Here is a 22,631-nt window from a genome sequence, read left to right as displayed (position 1 = left end):
TTGTAATCCGCTGGTCGCGAAGCGGACTTTGCCTGGCACTGCGGAGGGAATCGCCATGGCCATCGTGCGAGAGACGGACCCGGCGCCGGGGGTGGCGCTGATCCGGCTGGCCCGACCCGAGGCGCTGAATGCGCTGAACCTGCCGATGCGCGAGGCGCTGGTGGCCGAGCTGGACCGGATCGAGGCCGATCCGGCGATCGGGGCCAGCGTGCTGTGCGGCGACCTGCGCGCCTTCGCGGCGGGGGCGGACGTGGCGCTGCTGGCCGAGAAGGGCAGCGCGGGGGTGCAGGCGCTTGGCCTGCCGCGGCTCTGGGCCCGGGTCTTCGCGCACCGCAAGCCGCTGATCGCGGCGGTGAACGGCTATGCCTTCGGCGCGGGGTTCGAGCTGGCGCTGCTGTGCGACCTGATCGTCGCCGGGCCGGGGTCGCGCTTCGCGCTGCCCGAGATCAAGCTGGGCATCATGCCGGGCGCGGGCGGCACGCAACGGCTGGTGCGGCTGATCGGGCGGCACCGGGCGATGGGGATGCTGCTGTCGGGCGCGCCGATCGATGGCGAGACCGCCGCCGGCTGGGGCATCGTGACCGACCTCGTGGCCGATGATCAGGTGCAGCCGCGCGCGATCGAGCGGGCGGCCGAGATCGCGGCGATGCCGCCGCTGGCGGTCGAGATGATCAAGCAGGCGGTGATCGAGGGCGCGGACCTGCCGCTGTCCGCGGCGCTGCTGATCGAGCAGCGCAACATGCAGATGCTGTTCGACACCGAGGAACAGAAGACCCGGATGGCCAGCTTCCTGGCGCGCCGGGGCAAGGGATGAGGAGACGGCGATGACCCCGGGGATCCTGGACGGACTGGAACTGGTCGAGGTGTCGGCCTTCATCGCCGCGCCGCTGGCGGGGCTGTCGCTGGCGCAGCTTGGCGCCGAGGTGATCCGCGTCGACCAGACCGGCGGCGGGCCGGATGCGCGGCGCTGGCCGCTGGGGCCGGGCGGCGAGAGCCTGTACTGGCAGGGGCTGAACAAGGGCAAATCCTCGGTCCATCTCGACCTGCGCAGCCCCGAGGGCCAGGCGCGCGCGGCAGAGCTGATCGTGCAGACCGGCATGGTGGTCACCAACCGCCCCGACGCGGGCTGGCTCGACTATGCGCGGCTGTCCGAGCGCCGGCCGGACCTGATCATGCTGGCGATCCGCGGCACCCATGACGGACAGGGGGCGGTGGATTACACGGTGCAGGCGCGCACCGGCCTGCCGTTCCTGACCGGACCCGCGCGCGGCGATGCGCCCGTCAACCAGATGCTGCCGGCCTGGGACGCGGTCTGCGGGCTGCTGGCGGCGCAGGGGCTGCTGGCCGCCGAGCGGCGCCGGCGCGAGACCGGGGCGGGCGGGCTGATCCGGCTGTCGCTCGAGGATTGCGCGCTGTGGATGATGGGCAATCTGGGCCTGCTGGCCGAGGCCGAGCTGAACGCCGCCCCGCGCGAGGCGTCGGGCAACGACGTCTATGGCGCCTTCGGCACCGATTTCGCGACGCGCGACGGCCGGCGGGTGATGGTCGGCGTGCTGACCCCGCGCCACTGGCGCTCGCTGCTCGAGGTGACGGGCACGGCCGAGGCGATGGGCCACCTGGCCCGCGCCTTCGGGGTGGATCTCGCGACCGACGAGGGTCGCTATGCCGCGCGGGCGGCGATCAAGCTTCGGCTCGCGCCGTGGTTCCAGGCGCGCGACCTGGCCGAGATCGCGGCGGCGCTGGACGCGCACCGCGTGCTGTGGGGGCCGTACCAGAGCGTGAAGGAACTGGTGGCCGACGATCCCGCCTGCTCGCTTGGCAACCCGATGTTCACCCGGCCCGACCATGCCGGGGCCGGGCGCTACCTGACGCCGGGCACGCCCCTGGATTTCGGGCTGGCGCGCGACCCGGCCCGGCTGCGGGCCCCGGCGCAGGGCGGCGACACGGACCGGATCCTCGGCCGCCTCGCGGCGGCCCTGGCCTGAGGAGAGGCGGATGAAGCTCGACACCAAGATCAAGCCGACCCTGGTTCACGCCGAGACCCGCGGCGGCCTGCGGGTGATCCGCCTGTCGGACCCGGAGCGCCGCAACGCCCTGTCGGCCGAGATGCGCGCGGCGATCGAGGCCGCGCTTGCCGCCGCCAATGCCGATCCCGCGATCGCGGGCATCGTGCTGGCGGCCGAGGGGCGGGCCTTCTGCGCCGGCGGCGACCTCGGCACGATGGAGGGGATGACGGCGGCCGAGGCCGAGGCGCGGATCCGCGACGCCCATCGCCTGCCGCGCGCGATCCACGCAAGCCCGAAGCCCGTCGTCGCCGCGGTCGAGGGGATCTGCGCGGGCGCCGGCCTTGCCCTGGCGTCGATCTGCGACCTGATGGTGATCGGGGCGGGGGCGCGCTTCGTCACCGCCTTCGAGAAGGTGGGGCTGATGCCGGATCTGGGCGCCTGCTGGTCGGTGGCGCAGCGGATCGGGCCGCAAGCGGCGCGGCGGCTGTTCCTGCTGGGCGGCGATCTCGACGCGCATGACGCGGCGGCGCTGGGGCTGTGCGACCTGCTGGTGGCCGAAGGCGCGGCCGAGACCGAGGCCGAGGCGCTTGCCCTGCGTCTTGCCCGCAGCGCGCCGGGCACGCGCAGCGCGGTGCGCGCGCTGTTCGCGGCGCTGCCGGCGCGGCTTGACGACGTGCTGGCGGCCGAGGCCGCGACGCAGCCCCGGCTGTATCTGAGCGAGGACCTTCGCGAGGGGATCGCCGCCTTCCGCGCCCGGCGCGACCCGGTCTGGACCGGGCGGTGAGCGCCCGGGGCCAGTGCGCCGGCCAGTCCGCCGGTCGTGGCGCCTGTCAGAGCGCGTCCGGCGTCAGCAGCGACAGGCCGAGGGTTGCGCGCCGGCGCAGCCAGGGGCTGGGGCGATAGCGCGGATCGCCGGTCAGGCGCTGCAGCCCCTCGATCACGGCAAGCACCCTGTCGGGCCCTAAGCGGTCGCCCATGGCCAGCGGCCCGTCGGGATAGCCAAGCCCCAGCCGCACCGCGAGATCGACATGCGCCGGCGCGGCGACGCGCTGCTGGGCGATCTCGCAGCCGAGGTTGACGATCACCGCGACGATGCGCTGCGCGATCATCGCGACGGCATCGTTGGCCATCGTGACGGCCGTGCCGTCGGCGGCGAACAGCGCATGGGCGGCGGTCACGGTGTCGGGGCTGGCCCCGACCGGGACGGCCAGCGACCGGCGCGGGCCGTCGAGGCCGAAGAACGTGTCGATCCCCGCGCAGCGCGCGACCGGCCAGCCGTTGCGTGCGGCGATGGTCGCGACATCCTCGCCGATCGGCGCGGTCAGGATCAGGGCATCGTCGGCAGGGGTGGCGCCGCCGTCGACCGTGGCGCCCAGCCCGCGGACCAGCGCCGCGAGTGCGTCCTGCGCAGGCCCCGGCGCGATGAAGACCCGCGCCGGCAGCGGTCCGGCGGGGGCGGGATCCTCGGCGGGGCGCAGGATCTTCTGCCCGTCGTAGCGGTAGAAGCCCGCGCCGGTCTTGCGCCCGTGCAGCCCCGCGGCGATGCGGCGCCGGACGATCGGCGACGAGCGATAGCGCGGATCGCCGAAATACTGCGCGTGCACGCTTTCGACCACCGGGCCCGAGACGTCGATGCCGGTCAGGTCGAACAGCTCGAACGGGCCCATGCGGAACCCCGCGAGGTCGCGCATCAGCGCGTCGATCGCCTGCGGCGGGGCGACATTGTCCTGCAGCAGCTGCAGCCCCTCGGTGTAAAGCGCCCGGCCGGCGTGGTTGACCACGAAGCCGGGCGTGTCGGCGGTGGTCACCGCCAGATGCCCCGCGGCCTCGGCCACGGCCGCCAGCCGCGCGACGACGCCGGGATCGGTCCGCTCGCCCCGGATCACCTCGACCAGCTTCATCAGCGGCACCGGGTTGAAGAAGTGGCAGCCCGCGACCCGGCCCGGCAGCCGGCAGTCGGCGGCGATGGCGGTCACCATCAGCGACGAGGTGTTGGTGGCCAGGATCGCATCCTCGGCCACGATCGCCTCGAGATCGCGAAACAGGGCCTGCTTGATGTCCAGACGTTCGGCCACCGCCTCGATCACGATCCGCGCGGGGGCGAGCGCCTGCAGCCCGCCCGCGGGTTCAAGCCGGGCGACGGCGGCCTCGGCCGCGTCGCGGGTCGTCTCTCCCTTCTCGGCCCGGCGCCGCAGCATCCGGGCGATGAAGCCGGTGGCGTCGCTGACGGCGGCGGGATCGCGGTCGTGCAGCAGAACCGGATGGCCGGCGCCGGCGAACAGCTGCGCGATCCCGCGGCCCATGGTGCCCGCGCCGATCACGGCGATCGTGTCGAGCGCCATCAGTGCGCCTCCGGCCGGGTGATCTGCACGAGGCCGTCGACGGCCACCGCGCCCTCGCCCTCGGGCCCGACCAGAACGGGGTTGATCTCGGCCGCCGCCACGGCGGCGCCCGATGGCGTCGCGAGCGTCGAGAGCGCGGCCACGATCGCCGCCAGCGCCTCGAGATCGCCCTTCGCCTGTCCGCGCGCGCCGCGCAGCGCGGCAAAGCCCCTGACCTCGGCCACCATCTCGCGCGCGGTGTCGAGCGTGACGGGCGCGAGGCGGACCGCGACGTCCTTGTAGACCTCGGCGAGGATGCCGCCGGTGCCGACCATGACCACGGGCCCCGCGACCGGGTCGTCGTGGAAGCCGACGATCGCCTCGGCCAGGCCGCGGTGCATCTTTTGCACGAGGATGCCGGCCGGCACGATCCCGGGCAGGTGGCGCGCGACGGACCCGAGGATGCGGCTGCGCGCGGCGTCCAGCGCGGGCGCGTCGGCGATGCCGACGACGACGCCGCCGAGGTCGGACTTGTGGGCGATCCGGTCGGACAGGACCTTGGCCACCACCGGATAGGCGATGTCGGGCGGGATCGGCGCGTCGGGCCCGAGCACGCGGCTGTCGGCCGTCGCGATCCCGAGGTCGCGGAACAGCCGCAGCGCGGCCTCCTCGTCAAGGGCGTCGCCGGCGAGGTGGGCCGAGATCGCGGCGGGCAGGTCGCGTCGCGGCAGCGGGCGCGGGTCGCGCCACGACAGGTAGGCCTCGATCGCGTCGGCGCAGCCTTCGGGGGTGCGGAAGGCAGGGATGCCGGCCTGTTGCAGCAGCCCCAGCGACTGGACGGCATTGGGGCAGAGGAAGGCCGCGACCGGGGTTCCCGCCTCGGCCCATTTCGCAAGCGGCTTGACCGCGAGATGGGGGTGGAACTCGGAGGACGAGCCCACGACCATCACCACGATGTCGACATCCTCGCGCGCGGTCAGGGCGCCGAAGCAGGCGTCGACCACCTCTTCGCGCGTGCCGCCCATGGTCAGGTCGACGATGGGCGAGGTGCCGATGTCGAGCCCGTGGCCCTTCAGCGTCTCGCGCAGCCCCTCGTCCGGCGGCACGATCGCGATGCCCCGCGCGCCAAGATTGTCGGCGACCAGCGCGCCGCCGCCGCCGGTGGTGGTCACGACCGCCGCGCGGCGCCCGCGCGCCTTCGGCCGGCCGGCCAGCAGTGCCGGCGCCTCGATCAGCGTCTCGAACAGGTTGACGCGCAGAAGGCCCATGTCCTGCAGGAAGGCGTCCATCGCGACGGCGTTGCCGGCCAGCGCGCCGGTGTGCGATTGCGCAAGGCTGCGGCCGAAGTCGGACTGCCCCAGCACATAGGCCAGCACCGGCTTGCCGGCGGCCTGTGCGTCCCAGGCCATCCGCTCCAGATCGTCGCGGTGACGCAGAGTCTCGAGGAACAGGCTCACCACCTCGATCGCCGGGTCGCGCAGCATCATGCTGGCGATCTCGCCCACCGACAGGTCGGCCTCGTTGCCGACCGAGACCAGCGTGCCGTAATGGATGTCGCGCGCCTGCCCGCGCGAGACGAGCGCGCCGATCAGGCTGCCCGACTGCGAGATCAGCCCGAGCGATCCGGGGGCGATGTCGTCGCGTTCCAGCACCGCATTCGCGCTGAGCGTCATCTTGGCATTGGGGTTGATCACCCCGAGGCTGTTCGGCCCCAGAAGCCGCAGCCCGCCCTCGCGCGCCATGGCGACGATGCGTGCCTGCAGCGCCTCGCCCTCGGGTCCCGCCTCGGCGAAACCGCCCGAGAAGATCGATGCGCAGGGCACGCCCGCCTCGATGCAGTCGCGGACCGACCCCTCGATCGCCCCGGTCGGCACCATCAGGTAGGCGTGGTCGACCGGCCGCCCGATCGCGGCGAGCGAGGGGTGGCAGGGCGTGTCGAACAGGGTCTCGTAGCCCGGGTTGACCGGGAAGACCTCGCCCGCATAGCCGTGACGCGCGAGGTAGCGCTGGGGGCGGCTGTTGTTCTTTGCGAGGTTGGCCGAGGCGCCGACGATGGCCACCGACCGGGGCCGGAGAAGCGCGTCGGCGAGGTCGGGCCGGGGGTGCTGCATGATCGTCATTCCGCGGCCTCCATCACCACGGGACGCGGCGGGCGCTGCGAGAAGCTGCGCCCGAAGACCCCCTCGGCGATGCGGTTGCGCATCATCTCGAGCGAGCCGCCCGCGATCATCCAGCCGCGGGTCTTGCGGAAGCAGTATTCCACCAGATGCTCGTCGCAATAGCCGGTGCCGCCCATGATCTGCACCGCCTCGTTCGCGGCGTCGAAGCCGGCGCGGTTGCACATCAGCTTGGCCAGCGCCGTGTCCTGCGCCGAGGGCAGGCCGGTATCGGCCGCGACCGCCGCGCGGTAAAGCAGCATACGCGCGCTTTCCAGCGCGACCTGCATGTCGGCGAACTTCCACTGGATGCCCTGGAAGTCGCACAGCGGGCGGCCGAACTGCCGACGTTCCAGAGCGTGGTCGCGGGCGGCGGCGAAGGCGAATTCGCCCAGCGCGCGGGCGCGGGCGGCATTGCCCAGACGCTCGGCGTTGAAGCCCGAGATCTGCTTCTTGAAGCTGCCGGGGCCGAGCATGACGTTCTCCTTCTCGACCCGGACATTGTCGAAATAGAGCGCGCACCACTGTTCGGTGTTCATGTAGTTCGAGGGCTGGCCGAAGCTGAACCCCTCCTGCCCGCGCTCGATGATGACCGAGCCGATGCCGTCGACGCCGGGGCCGAAGCGACAGTAGATCAGGAAGACGTTGGCCTCGGCGGAATGGCTGGTGAAGACCTTGCCGCCGTTCAGCCGCCAGCCGTCGCCATCCGGCGTCACGCTGGTCACGAGATCGGTGACCGCCGATCCGGCGCCGGCCTCGGTCATGCCCAGCCCGATCGCGACCTCGCCGCGCAGCATCCCGGGCAGGTAGCGTTCCTTTTGCGCCGGTGTCGCATATTCCGCGACGGTGCGGATCGCGCCGAAATTGCCCTGCTGGATCGCGTCGGCGCCGCGCGGGTCATGCAGGGCGACGGTCTCGATCGCGATGATCGCATCCATCAGCGTGCCGCCCTGGCCGCCCTCGGCCTCGGGGATGGTGATGCCCAGAAGACCGGCCTCGGCGGCCAGCCGCGAGGCGTCGAACGGAAATTTCGGATCGTGGGCGCGCTTGAGCGCACCCGGCGCAAGCCGGTCCCGGGCGAAGCGGTCGACCGAGTCCCGGAACTGCCGTTGCTCCAGCGTGAGGTTGAAATCCACGGCTGTCCTCCCTGACGGTGTCGGAGCCTCCCCGCTCCTCAAATGTATAGTCAGGTATACAGGTGTCTGCGTCAACCCTCGTGACCGGACGTCACTGCGGGGGCCGGCGTCCGGCCCCCGGATCGGCCGTCAGGCCGGCCGCCAGGTGTCGCCATGCGCCGCCGGGTCGGAATGCATCGAGATTTCGAACTCGTAGCGGTCGGGGTGATAGAACACCTGCAGATGCTCGACGACACGGCCGAGGTCATCCTCGACCCGGCGCTCGATCCCCAGCACCGGATGGCCGGCGGGCAGGCCCAGCAGCGGGCCGGTGGTCTGGTCGGCGCTGGTGGCGAAGACGCGCTGGTGGGCCTTGCAGGCGCGCACGCCGGCGCTGCGCAGCAGCTGGGTCAGCGACTTCTGCGCCAGGTCGGCGCGGGCGAAGGTCTGGCCGTAGTCTTCCGGGATCCAGGCGATCGAGTAGGAAAAAGGCTTGTCCTTGTAGTGCCGTAGCCGGACCGTGTGCAGGGCCTGCCGGCCTTCGGGCAGGCCCATTTCGCGCCGGATCCGGGCGGGCGGCGTCTCGAAGGCGAAGTGCAGCACCTGCACCTGCGTCCGCAGGCCCAGCACCAGCAGGTTCTCGACCAGGCCCGAGACCTCGGCCCGCACCGGCTCGACCGCGCGCCCCTCGAGCACGACGCTGCCGCGGCCCTTGGCGCGGGCGATGAGCCCGTCTTCGGCCAACTGGTCCATCGCCTTGCGCATCGTCATGCGCGACACGCCGAATTGCCGCGCAAGCTCGACCTCGCCCGGCAGCACCGCGCCCGGCGGATAATGGCCGTCGCGGATCCGGGTCCGCAGCTGGCTGTGAAGGGTCTGGTAAAGCGGCAGTCCGGCCATGTGTCTCTCCTGTCGGACCGCCAGTATAGGCGGCCGGACGCGCGTGGCACAGGGTAATTGTTGTATAGGCGTCTGGACAGGTTACTCTGGCCACCGACTCAAGCCGTCGGGGAGGACAGGTATGGTCGAGATCACGAAAGAGCTGGCGTCGTTCTGCGCCGCGCTGGGAATGCAGGCGCCGCCAAAGCCGGTGCAGGTGCCCGAGACGGTGCGGGCGCGCGCGGCGCTGCTGACGCTTGACGCGCTGGCGATCGCGGTGCGGGCGGGGCATGACGGCGACTCGACGCCCGCGCTGGTCGAGGGGCTGGCGGCCGCGGGCCTTGCCCCGGGCCCGGCGACGGTGCTGGGGCTGGGGTCCGGCCATGGCGCGGCGGTGGCGGCGGGGATCAACGCGGCGCTCGTGCACACGCTCGATTTCGACGACACGCATATCGGCGCCTCGATCCATGTCACCGCGCCGGTGGTGCCGGCGGCGCTTGCCGCGGCAGAGGCCGTCGGCGCCCCGGGCACGGCCGCGCTGCGGGGCATCATCGCCGGGATGGAGGTGATGACCCGCCTCGGCCGCGCGCTGGTGCCGCCGCGGCACTACGCGAAGGGCTATCACCCCACCGCGACCAGCGGGGTCTTCGGCGCGACCGCCGCCGCCTGCGTCGCGATGGGGCTGTCGGCCGAGCAGATCGAGAATGCCTTCGGGATCGCGCTGTCCTCGTGCGGCGGCACGCTGCAGTTCCATGCCAACGGCGCCTGGACCAAGCGGTTGCAGGTGGGGCTCGCGTCCGAGGCCGGGGTCCGCGCGGCCTTCCTGGCCCGGGCCGGCTTCCGCGGCGCGGCCGAGGCGATCGAGGGCGAGCGCGGGTTGCTGCAAGTCTTCAGCGACGCGCCCGAGCCCGGACTGGCGACGGCGGGGCTGGGCACGGGCTGGGAGGTGATGGAGATCGGGGTGAAGCCCTATCCGGCCTGCCGCTTCGCCCATGCCGCGGTCGACGCGCTGCTGGCGATGGCGCGGGCCGAGGGGGCGGGCTTCGCCGCGGCGGTGACGAAGATCGAGATCGGGCTGTCGCGCAAGGCGCTCGCCGCCGTGGCCGAGCCCGAGCCGCGCAAGCGCCACGCGGCCAATATCGTCGATGCGCAGTTCTCGGTCTATTTCCTGGCCGCTGCCGCGCTTCTGACCGGGGGCGTGCGCTGGGACGATTACCCGGGGCTGCTGGGCCGGGCGGATATCGATGCGCTGGCCGACCGGGTGATGCCCTGGCACGATCCGCAGATCGAGGCGCTGTATCCGCGGCGGATGGCGGCCTCGGTCCGGGTGTCGCTGGCGGATGGCCGCAAGCTTGAGGCGCTGGTCGAGTCGCCCTCGGGCGAACCCGACAGTTTCCCGGAGCCTGCGGCGATGATCGACAAGGCGCTGACCCTGACGACACCGGTGCTGGGCGCTGCGCGCGCGCGGGGCTTTTGCGACGCCGTGCGCGGGATCGAGACGGAGCAGGTGGGCGCGATGCTGGCCGCGGGCCTGCCCGAGCTCGCCACCCGGATGGCGCGGCTCGGCTGAGGGCGGCCGGCGGCGGGCAACGCGCGTCGCCGGATCGGGCCGGGCGGATCTTGCCGGGGGAGGGTGGGGCGCGCGACGCCCCCGCCCGCCCCCGGCGGCCGCTCATTTCGCGAGGCTCTCCACCACCGGGCGCATGTCCGTGACCTCGTCCAGCGACCAGATCCGCCGGGCGATGCCGGTCGCCGTCGCCTCGTCGAAGACCAGCCCGGCGAGGGACAGGAACTTGCGCTCCAGCGCATCGTCGGCCAGCGGGTTCGCGGGCGCGCCGTAGGGGTGGTCGAACCGGCAGTCGAGGCTGCGCCCGTCCGTCAGCACCAGCGTCACCACCGCCGGCCGCGTCTCGGGATAGGAGCTGTCACAGTCGGGATCGACCGAGACGGAGACCCGTCCCGCCAGCTCTGCGGTGACCGGGTCGTCGCGGTGCGCGCGGCTGAAGATGTCGACATCGGCGCGGCCGAAGCGGGCGGCCGAGGCGATGACGAAGGGGATGCTCATCTGCGCGCCGGTGAAGCTGGACCAGCTGCGCAGGTCATGCGCCGCGGCGACGGCATAGGTGCCGACGTGGATCCGGGCGATGTCGTCCACCGTCAGCCCGTGATCGCGCATGAGCGTCTGCAGCGCGTCGATCGGCGCATGGATGTGGCGGCAGCAGGCATGGGGCTTGATGTAGCATTCGGTGATTGCGTAGGGCGACCCCTTGCCGGCCGACAGCAGGTCGAGCTGGCCGTAGTCGAAGCTGCCGCTGTCGCCGCCGCCATAGGCGTGGAAGAAGCCGTCGCGCGCCTCGAGGCAGCCGGGTGGGCCCTGCAGACCCTCTTCGGCCAGGACGCCCGCCAGAAGCCCGCGGCTGGCCGCGAACCCGGCGTGCAGCCGCTTCACCTCGCCGCCGTGCAGGAAGGTGAAGAGACCCGAGGCGGTCGAGCAGGCCGCGCCAAGCGCGTTCTCGACCCGGTCGGCATCAAGGCCGCGGATCACCGACCAGACCGCGGCCGCGCCGAAGACCCCGGTCGCGGGCGTGTTGTGAAAGCCGCGCCAGCGCGCGCGCGGGTGGATCGCGGCCGACAGCCGGCACATCACCTCGTAGCCCGCGATGACCGCGCGCAGGAAGGTCGGGCCGTCGCAGCGCGCGTGCCAGGCCGCGGCCAGCGCGGCGGGAATGACGACGGTGCCCGGGTGGACCGAGCCGGCGCGATAGCCGTCATCGACCTCGAGCCCGTGGCCGGCCGTGCCGGCGATCAGCGCCGCGGTCGGCAGGTCGTAGCGTTCGGCCCGGCCGGGGACCGGCACCGCGCCGGTGGCGCCGAAGGCGCGGTGCGCGGCGACCGTGGTCTCGGTCGTCTCCTGCACGGCCCCGGAGATGAGCGCCCCGACGGTGTCGAGCGTGTGGTAGCGCGCCCGGTGCAGGGTGCGCGTGTCGAAGTCCATGTCGCGGGCCGCGGCCACGAACTCGGCCAGTTGCCGGGTCGCGCCCTGCCGGAGCGCCGCGTCGAGCGGTTGCTGGATGGTCATGTCGTCCTCCCTGTCGCCGGCATGGGGCCGGCCACCTCCGTTCGCGGTCCGGGTGCCGGCCGCGTCCTGTCCTTCCGTCCGTGATGAAGGCGCCGGCCCGCGCGGACGGGGGCCGGGTGCCGGATCTAGCGCAGCATCGGCGTCAGCTGGCGGCTGAGATGGGCGAGCTGCGGGCCCAGTTCCTCTTCCAGCTTCTCGCGGCTGACCGCGAAGGACGGCGCGCCGCACAGCAGGCTTTTGAGCGGCTGGGCCCCGGTCGATTTCAGCGGCGTGCCGACCGCGCGCATGCCGTGGTGCCAGTCATCCTCGACATAGCAAAAGCCCCGCTGCTCGACCTGCTCGATGGCCGCGTCGATCTTGGCGCGCAGCAGGCTCCAGTCTTCGGGCGCGTGCTTGCGCTGCAGCAGGTCGTAGAAGAACAGCCGCTCCTCCTGCGGCAGCCCGGCGAGGAAGGCGCGGCCGACCGCCGTCGTCTCGATCGGCACCCGCGACCCGGCCTCGAGATGCAGCGAGGACAGCGAATTGGCGTTGAAGGCATCGACGATGATCATGCTGGAGCGGTCGCGGGCGGCCAGCGCCACCGTCACGTCCTGCGCAAGCGCGAGCTTCTGCATCGGCTCGCGCACCACCTGCCGGACCGTCATGTTCGACAGCACGGCATAGCCCAGCGCGAGGATCGACTCGGTCGGCTCGTACTTCGCCTCGCCCTTGAGGTAACGCAGGTAGCCGAGTTCGGACAGCGTGTGCGTCAGGCGCGTCACCGTGGCCTTCGGAATGCCGGTCGCGAGCGACAGTTCCTGATTGCCCATCGGCCCGGCCCCGGGCTTGAAGGCGCGCAGGATGTCGAAGCCCCGGGCGATCGAGTTGATGAACTTGCGGTCGGCCCCGCGGTCCTCGTCCTGGAATTCGCCTGCCAGCGCCTCTGCCGCGCTGAGGCGCGCGTTCTGCTTGGCCATGCCTGTCTCTCCTGCCAGATCCGGTGCCACGAACCTACCCATACCGGTCCCGCGCCGCAATGACTGCGCATCAAGGGGTCAGGATGAAGTTTAAATGTACCGCATTGCGGAATTCAAGTTCTGAATCCGTCGATTTCAAGCGGCGGGCCGAGGGCCGCGACGGGCGCGCACGCGACCCTCCGCCCCCTTCGCGCCTGACAGCGCTCGGCTGGAGGGTCCGGGTCCCGGAACCTGTGAGGCGTGTTGCAGGGCTTGCGGGCAGGGTCGCGGGCGCCGGCGCCGCGGCGGTCAGAGCCGCCCGCGGTCGGCGCGGGGCGGCATCGCGGGGCTGCCCGCCACCGGCGAATGCGCCAGTTCGCGCCCAACGTAGAGCGTGTAGCTTTCGACGAAATTCAGGAAGGCGGTGGCACGCTCGAGCGCGGCGGCCTCGTCCCCGGCGATGACTGCGGCGGCGATCTGGATGTGGAACTCGGTCAGCTGTTCGTCGCGGTAGCGGCGTGCGAACAGGCTGCGGTATGCCAGCCAGAAGCGCCGGGACAGCGAATACAGCGGCAGCAGCTGGCGCATGAAGGGGTTGCCCGACATGCTGACCAAAAGCGCGATGAAGCTCCGATCGGCCAGCAGCAGTTCGTGCGGGTCCTCCGATCCGAGCTTTTCGGTGAAGGTCTCCATGATCCGCTTGAGCGCGCGGGCCTGCTCGGCCGAGCGGCGGCGGGCGGCGGCGGGCACCAGCACCAGTTCCAGCGCCCGGCGCGTCTCGTAGACCTTCATCTGCGAGGCGAAGCCGAGTTCGCGCACCACCATGCCACGCCGGGGCTGCGCGACCAGCAGCCCCTCTGCCGCGAGCCGCATCATCGCCTCGCGCAGCGGGGTGCGCCCGAACGGCAGCTCCTTCATCAGCGAGGCCTCGACCACCCGCGCCCCCGGGGCGAGGGCCATCGTCACGATCATGTCCTCGAGCGCCTGGTAGGCGAGGTCGGTCTGGTTGTCTCCCGCCAGCTGCATCATCGGCTCCATCGTCCCGGTCTCCTCAGGCGCCTTGCCCCGCGCCCCTGCGCGCCTGCGACCCTTCCGCCCGAGTCTACCGGCGGCGCCGAACGCGGCAAAGGTCCATTCACGCAGGGCGGCGGATTCGGATATCCAGCCGGCCACATGGTATGCGGACGCTCTCCATATAATATATGATCAGTACGACTGCATATATGAAGTGCAAGCGTCCGGTATTTCAGCATCCGGCGCGCGGGGGCAAGAAATACCGACGCGAGGCTGGGTTTTCCTTTGCCCGCGCGGGCAGGCTGTTGCGTGCTCGGGTCCGAGGGCCCCGTTCGGGGGCGGGACACGGGATCGGGACGGGCATGGTGCGACAGCTTTTCAGGAACGCCGACTGGATCGTGGCCTGGGATGCCGCCAGCGGTCGCCATGCCTATCAGCGCCATGCGGATCTGGTGATCGAGGACGGCCGCATCCTTCATCTCGGCCATGGCTATCAGCCACGCGGCGACGAAGCGGTGACCGAGGCGGCGGGGATGATGATCTCGCCCGGCTTCGTCGACATCCACAGCCACCTCTCGCTCGAGCCGATCAACAAGGGCTATACCGACGAGACCGGCTCGCCCGCGCTCTACAACTCCAACCTTTACGAATACATGCCGACGATGGTCGGCGATGCCGAGTCGCTGCCCGACCAGACGCGGATGGCCTGCGCCGAACTGCTGATGTCGGGCGTGACCACGATCGTCGACATGTCGGTCCGGCACGACAGCTGGATCGAGGTGATGGCCGACAGCGGGCTGCGCGCCTGCATCGCGCCGCTGTTTCGCGAGGCCACGTGGTTCACCCGCACCGGCCATGTCGTCGAATACGACTGGAACCGCGACGCGGGCTTTGCCGAGATGGAGGCCGCGCTCGACATCATCGCGCGGGCCGAGGCGCATCCCTCGGGGCGGCTGTTCGGGATGATGACGCCCGCCCAGATCGACACCTGTTCGCCCGAGCTGATCCGCGCGACCCATGCCGCGGCCGAGGCGCGCGGACTGGTCTGGCAGATCCATGCCGCGCAGTCGGTGCCCGAGTTCCACGAGATCACCCGCCGCCACGGCGTCAGCCCGATCCGCTGGCTGCACGATCTTGGCGTGCTGGGGCCGAAGACCATCGTCGGGCACGGCATCTTCCTGGACGACCATCCCTCGACCCCCTGGGGCAGCCGCGACCGCGACCTTGCCCTGCTGGCCGAAAGCGGCGCGACGGTGGCGCATTGCCCGACGGTGTTCTGGCGCCGCGGCATGGCGCTGCAGGATTTCGGCCGCTACCTGCGCGCCGGCGTCAACATGGGCATCGGCACCGACACCTATCCGCACAACATGGTCGAGGAGATGCGCCACGTCGGGATGCTGGCGCGGCTGACCGGCGGGCGGCCGCACACCGTCTCGACCGCCGAGGTCTTCGACGCGGCCACGATGGGCGGCGCGCGGGCGCTGCACCGCGACGACATCGGGCGGCTCGCGCCGGGATGCCGCGCCGACTTCTTCATGGTGGACATGGCGCATCCGCTGATGAACCCGGCGCGCGATCCGCTGCGCTCGCTCGTCTACGCCGCCGCGGACCGCGCGATCGCCCATGTCTTCGTCGACGGGCGGCAGGTGGTGCGCGACGGCGTCGTGCAGACCATCGACCTTGCCGCCGCCGCGGCCGCGGTGAACCGCGCGCAGCAGCGGGCCGAGGCCGAGGTGCCGGGGCGCGACCGCGTCGCGGGCCGCAGCGGCCGCGAGATGTCGCCCCTGTCGTTCGACTTTCTCTGATCTCCGCGCCCGGCCGCCGCGCCGGGCCGCAAATGCCACGCAGATGGCCCCTCCAACAGGACCGGAACCGATGAAGACACTTGGATTTGCCCGCCTGCTCGGCACCGCCGCCGTCCTGGCGATGCTGCCGCTCTCGCTCTCGGCGCAGACGTTGAAGGTGGTGATGGAAAGCCGCCTCTCGGCGCTCGACCCGATCGTCAGCGCCTCGCACCAGACCCGCGATCACGGCTACCTGATCTATGACACGCTGCTCGGGCTTGATGCCGAGCAGGTCGTGCAGCCGCAGATGGCGGACTGGGACGTGTCCGAGGACGGCAAGGTCTACACCTTCACCCTGCGGGACGGCCTGGCCTTCAGCGATGGCGCGCCGGTGACCAGCGCCGACTGCATCGCCTCGATCGACCGCTGGTCGCAGCGCGACACGATGGGCAAGGCGCTGATGACGGTGACCGAGCGGATCGAGGCCATCGACGACAAGAGCTTCCGCGTCACCCTGTCGACGCCGACCTCGATCATCCTCGACGCCTTCGCCAAGCCCTCGGGCGTGCCGCTGTTCATCATGCCCGAGCGCGTCGCCAAGGCCCCGCTGTCCGAGCCGATCACCGATTACACCGGCTCTGGCCCGTTCGTCTTCGAGGCCGACCGCTTCGAGCCCGGCGTGCACGCGTTCTATCGCAAGAACGAGGCCTATGTGCCGCGCGACGAACCGCCGAGCTGGTTCGCCGGCGGCAAGGTCGCGAAGGTCGACGAGATCGAGCGCATCGAGATGGCCGACCAGCTGACCTCGCTGAATGCGCTAACCAGCGGCGAGATCGACTATCTGCAGACCGTGCCCTTCGACCTGATGCCGATGCTCGAGGGCAACGAGGACATCACCAGGGTCACGCTCGATTCGATCGGCTACCAGATCGGCTACCGCCTGAACGCGCTGCAGCCGCCCTTCGACAACAAGCTGGTGCGCGAGGCCGCGCTTTACGCCATCGGCCAGGCCGACGCGATGCAGGCCCAGTTCGGCGATCCGTCGTTCTACGAGATCTGCGGGGCGGCCTTCGGCTGCGATCTGCCCTATGCCTCGGACGAGATGGCCGACATGGTCGTCGAAAGCGACATCGACAAGGCCAAGGCGCTGCTGGCCGAGGCCGGCTATGACGGCGCGCCGGTCATGCTGTTCCACGTCACCGACATCTCGGCCTTCGACAGCGTGCCGCTGGTCATGGCCGAGCAGCTGCGCGCCGCGGGCTTCACGGTCGAGATGCAGTCGATGGACTTCATGACGATGCTGTCGCGCCGCGCAAACAAGGGCCCGGTCGCGGACGGCGGCTGGTCGATCTTCGTGACCTCGTGGCACAAGACCGAGATCTCGGACCCGATCCGCAGCTACATGGTCTCGGCCTCGGGCGAGGATGGCTATGCCGGCTGGGTGAAGGTCCCCGAGATCGAGGAGCTGCGCACCGCCTTCCTGTCGGCCGCGTCCGAGGAGGAGCGGCTGCGGATCGCGAGCCGGATCCAGACGCTGAGCTACGAGAACGGCGTCTTCGCGCCGCTCGGCGGCTATCGGCGTGTCACCGGGCTTGGCAAGGGGGTCACGGGCGCGATCGAGGCGCCGGCGAACCTGTTCTGGAACATCTCCAAGGACGGCGAGTGATCCCATGTGGGGCTATGTCCTGAAACGGACCCTGTCCATCATCCCCGTCTCGGGGGTGGTGGCCGTGCTGGCCTTCCTGCTGCTGCGGCTGTCGCCGGGCGACCCGGCCATCATCATGGCCGGGGATTCCGCGACGGCCGAGCAGATCGCCGCGATGCGCAGCCACATGGGGCTGGACCAGCCGCTGGTGGCGCAGTTCCTGCTGTGGCTGAGCCACATCCTGCGCGGCGACCTTGGCGTTTCGCTGCATTCCGCGGTGCCGGTGACCGAGATGATCGGCGGGCGCGTCGGCCCGACGCTGGCGCTGGCGGTGACGACGATGACCTTCTCGGTGCTGGTCGCGATCCCGATGGGGCTGCTGGCCGCCTGGGCGCGGGGCACCTCGCTTGACCGCGCGATCATGGCGCTTGCGGTGCTGGGCTTTTCGGCGCCGGTCTTCGTCACCGGCTACACGCTGGTCTGGCTGCTGTCGATCAAGGCCGGCTGGTTCCCGATCCAGGGCTATGCCGGCCTGTCCGAGGGCTTCTGGGCCTTCGCCCGCCACATCGCGCTGCCGGCGCTGTCGCTGTCGACGATCTATGTCGCGCTGATCGCCCGGATCTGCCGCAGCTCGATCCTCGAGATCCTGAACGAGGATTTCATCCGCACCGCGCGGGCAAAGGGCGCGGGCGAGACCACGGTGTTCCTGCGCCATGCGCTGCGCAACGCCGCCGTGCCGATCGTGACCGTGATCGGGCTGGGCGCGGCCTTCCTGATCTCGGGCGTCGTCGTCGCCGAGAGCGTGTTCAACATCCCGGGCGTCGGGCGGCTGGTGGTCGAGAGCGTGCTCGCGCGCGACTACCCGCTGATCCAGGCGCTGATCCTGCTGTTTTCTTGCGTCTACATCCTGCTGAACCTGGTGATCGACCTCAGCTACACGCTGCTCGATCCCCGGATCCGGTACTGAGCGAGGGCCCGTCATGCGCGCAAACCCGTCATCCCCCCGCCACCCGGTGCCCGGCCGATGATGCCGCCCGCAAGGTCCCTTGCCCCCGCGCTGCCGGTGCACGCGGTCCCCGCCAGCCTGCTGCGGCGTGCCGCCGGCAACTGGACGGTGACGCTTGCCGCGACGGTGCTGGGGCTGATGGTGGCGGCCGCGGTCTTCGCGCCGCTGCTGAGCAGCCATTCGCCGCTCGACATCTCGCCCACCACCCGGATCAAGCCGCCCTCGGCGGCGTTCTGGTTCGGCACCGACATGCTGGGGCGCGACATCTACACCCGCGTGCTTTACGGCGCGCGCACCTCGCTGGTGGTGGGGGTGGTGGCGGCGGTGCTGTCGATCGCGCTGGGTCTCGTGTTCGGGTTGCTCGCGGGGTATTTCCGGCTGCTGGACGCGATCCTGATGCGGATCATGGACGGGATCATGTCCGTGCCTTCGATCGTGCTCGCGGTCGCGCTGGTCGCGGTCGCGGGATCGAGCCTCGGCACCGTGCTGGTCGCGATCGTGATCCCCGAGTTTCCGCGCGTCGTGCGGCTCGTGCGCGGGGTGATCCTGAACGCGCGGACCGAGCCTTATGTCGAGGCCGCGATCTCGATGGGGACGCCGCTGCCGCGGCTGCTGTGGCTGCACATGATCCCCAACACCGTGGCGCCGCTGATCGTGCAGGGCTCGTTCATCCTGGCCTCGGCGATCCTGACCGAGGCCGCGCTCAGCTTCCTTGGCGTGGGCCTGCCGGCCGAGGTCCCGTCCTGGGGCAACATCATGTCCGACGGGCGCAAGTTCTTCCAGATGCTGCCGGGTCTGATCTTCTTCCCGGGTATCTTCCTCGCGCTGACGGTGCTCAGCATCAACCTGATCGGCGACGTGCTGCGCGACGCGCTTGATCCCCGGCTGGCGAGGCGCCGCTGATGACCGACCCGACACCCCCCGTCCTGCAGATCCGCGACCTGACCATCGGCCTGAAGGCGGGCCCGGCGCTGGTGCGCGACCTGACGCTCGAGATCGCGGCCGGCGAGACGCTCTGCGTCGTCGGCGAGAGCGGCTCGGGCAAGTCGCTGACCTCGCTCGCGGTGATGGGGCTTCTCGACCGCGAGGCGCTCGAGATCCGCGGCGGCACGATCGGCGTCGCCGGCGAGGACGTGCTCGCCGCCACGCCTAAGCGGCTGCGCGAGATGCGCGGCGGCGTGATGTCGATGGTGTTCCAGGAGCCGATGACCGCGCTGAACCCGGTCGAGCCGGTCGGCGCCCAGGTCGAGGAGGTGCTGCGCCTGCACGGCGAGCGCAATGCCGCGCGCCGCCGCGCCCGGGTGCTGGAGATGCTGGCCGAGGTGCACCTGCCCGAGCCCGAGCGGATCTATCGCAGCTATTCGCACGAGCTGTCGGGCGGGCAGCGCCAGCGCGTGGTGATCTGCATGGCGCTGGTGATGCGCCCCAGGCTGCTGATCGCGGACGAGCCGACGACGGCGCTGGACGTGACCACGCAAAAGCAGATCCTCGCGCTGATCGACGAGTTGAAGGCGCGCACCGGGACCGCGGTCCTGTTCATCACCCACGATTTCGGCGTCGTCTCCGAGATCGCGGACCGGATCTGCGTGATGAACCGCGGCGACGTCGTCGAGACCGGCACGCGCGATCAGGTGCTGTCCGCGCCCCGGCACGACTACACGCGGATGCTCGTCGCCTCGGTCCCGGGCCTGGTGCCGCCGCCGGCGCGCGCGGTGGGCCGGGACGTGGCGCTGAAGGTCGACGCGCTCGCCAAGACCTATGGCGCGCGCGGGATGTTCGGGCGCGGCCGCAGGGTGCAGGCGCTCCGGCCCTCGGGCTTCGCGCTGCACCGGGGCGAGATCGTCGGCATCGTCGGCGAGAGCGGATCGGGCAAGACCACGATGGCGCGCTGCCTGTCGCGCCTGATCCAGCCGACGGCAGGGCGGATCGAGCTTGAGGGGCGCGACATCTCGGGCCTGCGCGAACGGGCGCTGCGCGAGAGCCGGCGCAACCTGCAGGTCGTGTTCCAGGACCCGTTCCGCTCGCTGAACGCGCGGATGAAGGTGCGCGACCTGATCTGCGAGGGCATGATCAACTACGCCGTCCCGCGCGCCAGCGCCCATGCCCGCGCGGGCGCCCTGCTTGAGCGGGTCGGGCTTGGCCGCGATGCGCTCGACCGCTATCCGCACCAGTTCTCGGGCGGGCAGCGCCAGCGCATCTGCATCGCGCGCGCCCTCGCGCTCGATCCCTCGGTGCTGATCGCGGACGAGGCGGTCTCGGCGCTCGACGTCTCGGTGCAGCGCCAGGTGCTGGACCTGCTGGCCTCGCTGCGCGACGAGCGCGACATCGCCATCCTCTTCATCACCCACGACCTGCGCGTCGCCGCCCAGATCTGCGACAGGATCCTGGTGATGAAGGCGGGCGAGGTGGTCGAGCAGGGCCCGGCGGCGCGGGTGCTGACGGCGCCCGACCATCCCTATACCCGCGACCTGCTGGCCGCGGCGCCCGGTCGCGACTGGGATTTCGCGAATTTCCGCCCCCAGCGCGCGACCGCCGCGCCGGCCCATGGATGACCCCCAGATGATCACAAGGAGAACGACATGCGCCAGATAGGTGTCGATGTCGGTGGCACCTTCACCGACCTGGCCTTCTCGGACACGGAGACCGGCCGTTTCGAGATCCACAAGCTGCCCTCGACGCCCGACGATCCGTCGCGCGCGGTCATCGACGGGATCAACCAGCTGTGCGCGCAGATCGACCTGCCGCGCGCGGCGCTCGACAAGGTGATCCACGGCACCACGGTCGCGACGAACGCGATCCTCGAATATGACGGCGCCGAGGCCGGGATGATCACCAACGCGGGCTTCCGCGACATCGTGCACATCGGCCGCCACCAGCGCCCGCAGCACTATTCGATCGCGCAGGACATCCCCTGGCAAAGCCGCCCGCTGGTCAAGCGCCGCTTCCGCAAGACCGTCGGCGGCCGACTGGTCCCGCCCTTCGGCGCGGAACTCGAGGCGCTGGACGAGGCGGGCGTGCGCACCGCCGCCGAGGAGCTGCGCGACGCCGGCATCCGCTCGATCGCGATCTGCTTCCTGTTCTCGTTCCTCAACAACGCCCACGAGGAGCGCGCGGCCGAGATCGTGCGCGAGGTGATCCCCGACGCCTTCGTCACCACCTCGTCCTCGGTCACCCAGCAGTTCCGCGAGTTCGAGCGCTTCACCACCAACGCGATGAACGCCTTCGTCGGCCCGAAGGTGCGCACCTATGTCCAGCGGCTCGAGGCGGCGCTGAAGGACGCGGGCTATGGCTGCGACCTGCACATCATGGCCTCGAACGGCGGCATCGCCACGGCGCAGACGATCATCGACAACCCGGTCCTGACGCTGATGTCGGGCCCGGCGGCGGGCGTGATCGGCGGGGCTTTCGTCGGCGCCGCCTCGAAGCGCGACCGGCTGATCACCTTCGACGTCGGCGGCACCTCGGCCGACATCGGCATCGTCGTCGACGGCAAGTATGCCGAGGCGACCGCGCGCGACACCGAGATCGCGGGCTACCCGGTGCTGGTGCCGATGATCGACGTGCACACGATCGGGGCCGGCGGCGGCTCGATCGCCTATCGCGACAAGGGCGGCGCCTTCTGCGTCGGGCCCCGCAGCGCCGGCGCGCGCCCCGGGCCGGCGGCCTATGGCCACGGCGGCACCAGCCCGACGGTCACCGACGCGAACGTGGTGCTGGGCCGGCTGGACAGCGACAATTTCCTCGGCCAGGGCATGCGGCTTGACGTGGCGGCGGCGCAACGGGTGATCGGCGCGCTGGCCGAGACACTCGGGCTCGACCCGCTCGAGGCGGCGGCCGGCGTGCAGACCGTGGTCAATGCCAACATGGCGAACCTGATCCGCACCCGCACCGTGCAGAAGGGGCTCGACCCGCGCGAGTTCACGCTGGTGGCCTTCGGCGGCGGCGGGCCGCTGCAGGCGATCGAGGTCGCCGACGGCCTCGGGATCCCCGACGTCCTGATCCCGCCCGCGCCCGGCATCAACTCGGCCATCGGCCTTCTGACCACCGACATCCGCTATGACGAGGTGCGCACCACCTTCGAGAAAAGCACCGCCTTCGACCTGCCGCGCTTCGCCGGCATCGTGCGCGGCATGGCCGGTCTCGTGGCCGCGAGCCTCGCGCGGGACGGCTTCGCGCCCGAGGCGACGCGCACCGCCTATGCCGCCGACCTGCGCTATGAAGGGCAGGGCTACGAGCTGCGGGTGGATCTTGATCCGGGCCTCGACGCGGCGGCGGTGACGCGGCTGTTCGCCGACTTCGAGGCGCTGCACGAGGCCGAATACGGCAAAAGCTTCCCCGGCAACCCGATCGAGGTGGTCAACGTCCGCGTCATCGGCCGCGGGCTGGTGCCGAAATTCCGCGGGCTGACCCATGCCGGCGGCCCGGATTTCGATGCCTGCCGGATCGGGGCCAAGCCCGTCGTCTTCCGCCGCGACGGCGTTCTGACCCCGGTCGACACCCCGATCTACGAGCGTCGCGGCCTGCCCCTGTGCGAGGGGCGGCCGGGCCCGGCGCTGATCGTGCAGAAGGACACCACCACCTACGTTCGCCCCGAAGACAGCTTCACCGTCGAGGCGAACGGCAACCTGATCGTCCACGTCAACGCGCTCGCCGGCACCGCGGCCGCGCTGCGGGCAGCAGAGGAGGCCTGA

At 71.3% G+C, this 22,631-nt stretch carries 17 protein-coding genes; 10 read left to right on the top strand and 7 right to left on the bottom strand.

Annotated elements, in window-relative coordinates:
* The first annotated feature begins 55 nt into the window (after window positions 1–55).
* Genes V8J39_RS13550 through V8J39_RS13540 form a run of 3 tightly spaced genes read left to right on the top strand, consistent with a single transcriptional unit; the run spans window position 56 to window position 2,790 of the window.
* Complete coding sequence (locus V8J39_RS13550; protein ID WP_336461454.1) at window positions 56–814, top strand: enoyl-CoA hydratase-related protein; 759 nt, start codon at window positions 56–58, stop codon at window positions 812–814.
* 10 nt (window positions 815–824) lie between these two features.
* The gene (locus V8J39_RS13545; protein ID WP_336461453.1) at window positions 825–1,985 is read left to right on the top strand and encodes a CoA transferase; all 1,161 of its coding nucleotides are present in this window, start codon (window positions 825–827) and stop codon (window positions 1,983–1,985) included.
* Window positions 1,986–1,995: 10 nt separating this feature from the next.
* A complete protein-coding gene (locus V8J39_RS13540; RefSeq protein WP_336461452.1) occupies window positions 1,996–2,790 on the top strand; it encodes an enoyl-CoA hydratase/isomerase family protein in 795 nt (264 codons plus the stop codon).
* Window positions 2,791–2,836: 46 nt separating this feature from the next.
* On the opposite strand, the gene V8J39_RS13535 is transcribed toward V8J39_RS13540, so the two are convergent.
* From V8J39_RS13535 to V8J39_RS13520, 4 genes are all read right to left on the bottom strand, one after another.
* The gene (locus tag V8J39_RS13535) at window positions 2,837–4,348 is read right to left on the bottom strand and encodes a 3-hydroxyacyl-CoA dehydrogenase (protein WP_336461451.1); all 1,512 of its coding nucleotides are present in this window, start codon (window positions 4,346–4,348) and stop codon (window positions 2,837–2,839) included.
* A complete protein-coding gene (locus V8J39_RS13530; protein WP_336461450.1) occupies window positions 4,348–6,447 on the bottom strand; it encodes an acetate--CoA ligase family protein in 2,100 nt (699 codons plus the stop codon). The genes V8J39_RS13535 and V8J39_RS13530 overlap by 1 nt, the downstream gene beginning before the upstream one ends.
* Entirely contained in the window at window positions 6,444–7,619 is a 1,176-nt protein-coding gene (locus V8J39_RS13525; protein ID WP_336461449.1) for an acyl-CoA dehydrogenase family protein, read from the bottom strand. The genes V8J39_RS13530 and V8J39_RS13525 overlap by 4 nt, the downstream gene beginning before the upstream one ends.
* A 129-nt stretch (window positions 7,620–7,748) precedes the next feature.
* Window positions 7,749–8,498 (bottom strand): GntR family transcriptional regulator, encoded by a 750-nt coding sequence (locus V8J39_RS13520; RefSeq protein WP_336461448.1) that lies wholly within the window; start codon window positions 8,496–8,498, stop codon window positions 7,749–7,751.
* Window positions 8,499–8,619: 121 nt separating this feature from the next.
* On the opposite strand from V8J39_RS13520, the gene V8J39_RS13515 reads away from it, so the two are divergent.
* The gene (locus V8J39_RS13515) at window positions 8,620–10,047 is read left to right on the top strand and encodes an MmgE/PrpD family protein (RefSeq protein WP_336461447.1); all 1,428 of its coding nucleotides are present in this window, start codon (window positions 8,620–8,622) and stop codon (window positions 10,045–10,047) included.
* A 102-nt stretch (window positions 10,048–10,149) separates the two neighbouring features.
* Here V8J39_RS13515 and V8J39_RS13510 read toward each other — a convergent pair whose 3' ends face one another.
* The 3 genes from V8J39_RS13510 to V8J39_RS13500 form a co-directional block, all read right to left on the bottom strand.
* Complete coding sequence (locus V8J39_RS13510; protein WP_336461446.1) at window positions 10,150–11,556, bottom strand: MmgE/PrpD family protein; 1,407 nt, start codon at window positions 11,554–11,556, stop codon at window positions 10,150–10,152.
* 125 nt (window positions 11,557–11,681) lie between these two features.
* The gene (locus V8J39_RS13505) at window positions 11,682–12,512 is read right to left on the bottom strand and encodes an IclR family transcriptional regulator (protein WP_336461445.1); all 831 of its coding nucleotides are present in this window, start codon (window positions 12,510–12,512) and stop codon (window positions 11,682–11,684) included.
* Window positions 12,513–12,800: 288 nt separating this feature from the next.
* On the bottom strand, window positions 12,801–13,529 hold the full coding sequence (locus V8J39_RS13500; protein ID WP_336461444.1) for a GntR family transcriptional regulator: 729 nt from the start codon (window positions 13,527–13,529) through the stop codon (window positions 12,801–12,803).
* 338 nt (window positions 13,530–13,867) lie between these two features.
* On the opposite strand from V8J39_RS13500, the gene V8J39_RS13495 reads away from it, so the two are divergent.
* From V8J39_RS13495 to V8J39_RS13470, 6 genes are all read left to right on the top strand, one after another.
* Complete coding sequence (locus V8J39_RS13495) at window positions 13,868–15,310, top strand: amidohydrolase family protein (RefSeq protein ID WP_336461443.1); 1,443 nt, start codon at window positions 13,868–13,870, stop codon at window positions 15,308–15,310.
* Between the two features lie 70 nt (window positions 15,311–15,380).
* The gene (locus V8J39_RS13490; protein WP_336461442.1) at window positions 15,381–16,955 is read left to right on the top strand and encodes an ABC transporter substrate-binding protein; all 1,575 of its coding nucleotides are present in this window, start codon (window positions 15,381–15,383) and stop codon (window positions 16,953–16,955) included.
* Window positions 16,956–16,959: 4 nt separating this feature from the next.
* The gene (locus V8J39_RS13485) at window positions 16,960–17,901 is read left to right on the top strand and encodes an ABC transporter permease (RefSeq protein WP_336461441.1); all 942 of its coding nucleotides are present in this window, start codon (window positions 16,960–16,962) and stop codon (window positions 17,899–17,901) included.
* A gap of 57 nt (window positions 17,902–17,958) precedes the next feature.
* Entirely contained in the window at window positions 17,959–18,843 is an 885-nt protein-coding gene (locus V8J39_RS13480) for an ABC transporter permease (RefSeq protein ID WP_336461440.1), read from the top strand.
* Window positions 18,843–20,492 carry an ABC transporter ATP-binding protein gene (locus V8J39_RS13475; RefSeq protein ID WP_336461439.1) on the top strand — a complete coding sequence of 550 codons (1,650 nt, stop codon included), beginning with the start codon at window positions 18,843–18,845 and terminating at the stop codon, window positions 20,490–20,492. Before V8J39_RS13480 ends, V8J39_RS13475 begins: the two co-directional genes overlap by 1 nt.
* 27 nt (window positions 20,493–20,519) lie before the next feature.
* Window positions 20,520–22,631: a hydantoinase/oxoprolinase family protein gene (locus tag V8J39_RS13470; protein WP_336461438.1), complete on the top strand. Its 2,112-nt coding sequence runs from the start codon at window positions 20,520–20,522 to the stop codon at window positions 22,629–22,631.

This window comes from Frigidibacter sp. MR17.24 (assembly GCF_037095655.1).
In the GTDB taxonomy this organism is placed as follows: Bacteria; Pseudomonadota; Alphaproteobacteria; order Rhodobacterales; family Rhodobacteraceae; genus Frigidibacter.
This window is presented reverse-complemented; position numbering and strand designations above follow the sequence as displayed.

Excerpts from the sequence above, each read along its gene's own strand:
- V8J39_RS13500 (WP_336461444.1), bottom strand. The coding sequence starts at position 13,529 with ATGGAGCCGATGATGCAGCTGGCGGGAGACAACCAGACCGACCTCGCC.
- V8J39_RS13530 (WP_336461450.1), bottom strand. The coding sequence starts at position 6,447 with ATGACGATCATGCAGCACCCCCGGCCCGACCTCGCCGACGCGCTTCTC.
- V8J39_RS13480 (WP_336461440.1), top strand. The coding sequence starts at position 17,959 with ATGATGCCGCCCGCAAGGTCCCTTGCCCCCGCGCTGCCGGTGCACGCG.
- V8J39_RS13535 (WP_336461451.1), bottom strand. The coding sequence starts at position 4,348 with ATGGCGCTCGACACGATCGCCGTGATCGGCGCGGGCACCATGGGCCGC.
- V8J39_RS13490 (WP_336461442.1), top strand. The coding sequence starts at position 15,381 with ATGAAGACACTTGGATTTGCCCGCCTGCTCGGCACCGCCGCCGTCCTG.
- V8J39_RS13550 (WP_336461454.1), top strand. The coding sequence starts at position 56 with ATGGCCATCGTGCGAGAGACGGACCCGGCGCCGGGGGTGGCGCTGATC.
- V8J39_RS13515 (WP_336461447.1), top strand. The coding sequence starts at position 8,620 with ATGGTCGAGATCACGAAAGAGCTGGCGTCGTTCTGCGCCGCGCTGGGA.
- V8J39_RS13540 (WP_336461452.1), top strand. The coding sequence starts at position 1,996 with ATGAAGCTCGACACCAAGATCAAGCCGACCCTGGTTCACGCCGAGACC.
- V8J39_RS13545 (WP_336461453.1), top strand. The coding sequence starts at position 825 with ATGACCCCGGGGATCCTGGACGGACTGGAACTGGTCGAGGTGTCGGCC.
- V8J39_RS13505 (WP_336461445.1), bottom strand. The coding sequence starts at position 12,512 with ATGGCCAAGCAGAACGCGCGCCTCAGCGCGGCAGAGGCGCTGGCAGGC.
- V8J39_RS13520 (WP_336461448.1), bottom strand. The coding sequence starts at position 8,498 with ATGGCCGGACTGCCGCTTTACCAGACCCTTCACAGCCAGCTGCGGACC.
- V8J39_RS13485 (WP_336461441.1), top strand. The coding sequence starts at position 16,960 with ATGTGGGGCTATGTCCTGAAACGGACCCTGTCCATCATCCCCGTCTCG.
- V8J39_RS13470 (WP_336461438.1), top strand. The coding sequence starts at position 20,520 with ATGCGCCAGATAGGTGTCGATGTCGGTGGCACCTTCACCGACCTGGCC.
- V8J39_RS13475 (WP_336461439.1), top strand. The coding sequence starts at position 18,843 with ATGACCGACCCGACACCCCCCGTCCTGCAGATCCGCGACCTGACCATC.
- V8J39_RS13495 (WP_336461443.1), top strand. The coding sequence starts at position 13,868 with ATGGTGCGACAGCTTTTCAGGAACGCCGACTGGATCGTGGCCTGGGAT.
- V8J39_RS13510 (WP_336461446.1), bottom strand. The coding sequence starts at position 11,556 with ATGACCATCCAGCAACCGCTCGACGCGGCGCTCCGGCAGGGCGCGACC.